The following is a 2,455-nucleotide window of genomic DNA, read 5'->3' on the forward strand; positions in this document are numbered from 1 at the left end:
CAGATCCCCTGATGTCGCGCAATTTGTTGCTCAGGGTGTGGGAACTTCGCGGGCACATGTCGAGCTCTCGCGTGAAGGTGGAGAATACGTATTAAAGGACCTGGGTTCAAGAAACGGTACGATTTTAAAGGGAGAGTCCATGGTGCCGTATAAAGAATACCCCCTGAAGGAGGGGGATGCCTTTGTTATTGCAGGCTGGTCGTTTACCTTGCGTAGCGGGTTATATTGATAGGGGATAAAATAGTAGACAGAGATTTAAATACTTCCGAAGCCCATATTTAATGATGCATGCTTATGTTAACTTCATTAGTTTTATGAGAAGTGTTTTTAATTTAAATCACTTACACATAAAAGGTCTCCAGATGGTGGAGACCTTTAAGTGAAATTTCATTGAGTATTTAAAGGAATCAGGGCTTAGAATCGATGATTGCTTATGTATTAGTAATATTCCGATATTTCTCGGAAAAGTCTTTCTCAACCAGCATCAAAAAAGCTACCCTTAAATTTTTTTTTGGGGCTACTCCTTCAGAATATGACGACATCGTCGCATCTGCCAACCGGAAAAATATTCCACTACCTGGGGGTCACTTCACTAAACATCAGGCTTGTTTTTGTTTTTACTAGTCTTCAAATAATTCATTCATTAGATCATCAAAACTCTTCTTTACGTTTCAAGGTTTCTGTTTTATCAACTGTAATTTTATTATCGCTAATGGTAAGCACATTACCCACACTGCAATCATAAGGAAGCAGTTCTTTTGGAATGTCCTCTGTACTACCTTCAATTTCTACAACAGCAAAGCTTCCTTCAAATCGATCTATTATTCCTTTTCTCATTTCGCACCCTTTGTTGTAGTAAAAGTTATTGTAGATCCGTTACTGATAGCCGTAATTGTTCCTTTTTGGTCAGTTCGCATTACAGCAGCGCCAGCATCTTTGAGACGAGACAGGATACCTGCATTCGGATGACCGTAACTATTCTTTCCTACACTGATGATTGCATACTTCGGCTTTACTGCGTCTATAAATTTCTTACTTGAAGATGAGATAGATCCATGACTCCCCACTTTAAGAACGTCTGCTTTTAATATGGACTTGTTTATAAGCATGTCTGTTTCGGATTTGATATCGGCGTCGCCAGTAAAGAGGAAGGAGTTATTCTTATACCCTAATCTTAGGACAGCACTCCACTTATTTAAATCGCTGCCATATTCATTAACGGGAGCTAAGAAGGTAGCGGTAACACCCATGAGCGGGATTGTAACATCTTTTTTAGCCTGTTTTATGGTAAGTCCTTTGTTCTTTACAGCCAGCAAGAAATCTTTATAGGTGTCTGTTGTGTGTGAAACCTTTGGAGCATAAACAGATTTAACATTAATCGATTTAATAACATCATCTAAACCGCCGATATGATCAGCGTCTGGATGTGTAGCAACTACAGCATCTAGTGTATTCACACCAAGGTGATTCAGATACTTAACAACATTATTGCCTTGATTATTATTCCCAGCATCAATAAGTATGTACTGATTTTCAGGCGTTCTAATTAACGTTGAATCGCCTTGCCCTACATCGAAGTAATAGACCTGAAGTGTTCCACTAGCTTGATTCTTAGGTAAATCTATTCGTCCCGGATGAGCGAATGCTCCAGAGGAAGATAAAACTGTTATAATCAAGAAAAAAATTAAAGATAAAATAGATTTGTTTTTCATAAGACTCCTTCGATTAACCTATTGTTTTGCTAACTCATAATTTTATTGAGCCAATATTTCTGTTTCTCTAATAGGGCGTTTTCTTTTTCTAAGCTTGCTAACATCGCTTTGGAGCCTGGTTTTAACTTTGACTCTGTAATTTTTCTATCTCGGATTTTAACTTATCAATTTGTTTTTGATAGTACTTGAGCTTATCTGCTTTACTTTGACTTTTTTTGCAACTGCTGATGGTGCGGTTTTCTGTGCGTCAATTTGTTGGTGCTACTAGGACTGATGTGAGTCCTAACACAAAAGTGACTGCAACAATAAGTTTTTTCATTATTTATGCCTCCTAATTATAGAATTTACTCTCTTATAGTAACAAATAAACTGGAAAAAATATATATATTCAGGTGAATGGAAGTGCGACTATAGTCTCGGTAGTTAATTGCAGAAAGCTTCCAAATTAAGACCATATTCATGGCTCGATTGGAACGAACTCAAAATGTTTCTTGGGATTAAATCGGATGGAGTGCAACTTCGGATACAGGAATCACAAAAAGAAAAAGCGTTAATACCTTGGCAGAGGTAATAACGCAAAGTCCAATAATACACATATTATACCTTAACCTTTTTTGGAAGACCAACATTAGCTTTCATTTAGGAGTTCAGGAACAGGAACAGCAGATATGGAGCTTAGGGAGAGCAGGGAGAACTGGAGATGGAAGGTTCCCAAATCTCCAACCCATCCAGAGGACCATCAG

Annotated in this window: 3 protein-coding genes; 1 reads left to right on the plus strand and 2 read right to left on the minus strand. The window is 38.0% G+C overall.

Going from position 1 to position 2,455, the window contains the following annotated elements; translation table 11 throughout:
• A partial coding sequence (locus M2277_RS31555) for an FHA domain-containing protein (protein WP_280756427.1) occupies nt 1-229 on the plus strand: 229 nt, incomplete at its 5' end.
• Nucleotides 230-651: 422 nt separating this feature from the next.
• On the opposite strand, the gene M2277_RS31560 is transcribed toward M2277_RS31555, so the two are convergent.
• Together M2277_RS31560 and M2277_RS31565 are read right to left on the minus strand one after the other, a co-directional pair.
• Nucleotides 652-837: a DUF3006 domain-containing protein gene (locus M2277_RS31560; RefSeq protein WP_006212353.1), complete on the minus strand. Its 186-nt coding sequence runs from the start codon at nt 835-837 to the stop codon at nt 652-654.
• Nucleotides 834-1,712 (minus strand): ComEC/Rec2 family competence protein, encoded by an 879-nt coding sequence (locus M2277_RS31565; protein ID WP_152826570.1) that lies wholly within the window; start codon nt 1,710-1,712, stop codon nt 834-836. Before M2277_RS31565 ends, M2277_RS31560 begins: the two co-directional genes overlap by 4 nt.
• Between the last annotated feature and the right edge of the window lie 743 nt (nt 1,713-2,455).

Source organism: Paenibacillus sp. LBL, from assembly GCF_029893715.1.
Taxonomy (GTDB): Bacteria; Bacillota; Bacilli; order Paenibacillales; family Paenibacillaceae; genus Paenibacillus_AQ; species Paenibacillus_AQ glucanolyticus.

Coding starts and splice junctions, on each gene's coding strand:
- M2277_RS31565 (WP_152826570.1), bottom strand. CDS start 1,712: ATGAAAAACAAATCTATTTTATCTTTAATTTTTTTCTTGATTATAACA.
- M2277_RS31560 (WP_006212353.1), bottom strand. CDS start 837: ATGAGAAAAGGAATAATAGATCGATTTGAAGGAAGCTTTGCTGTTGTA.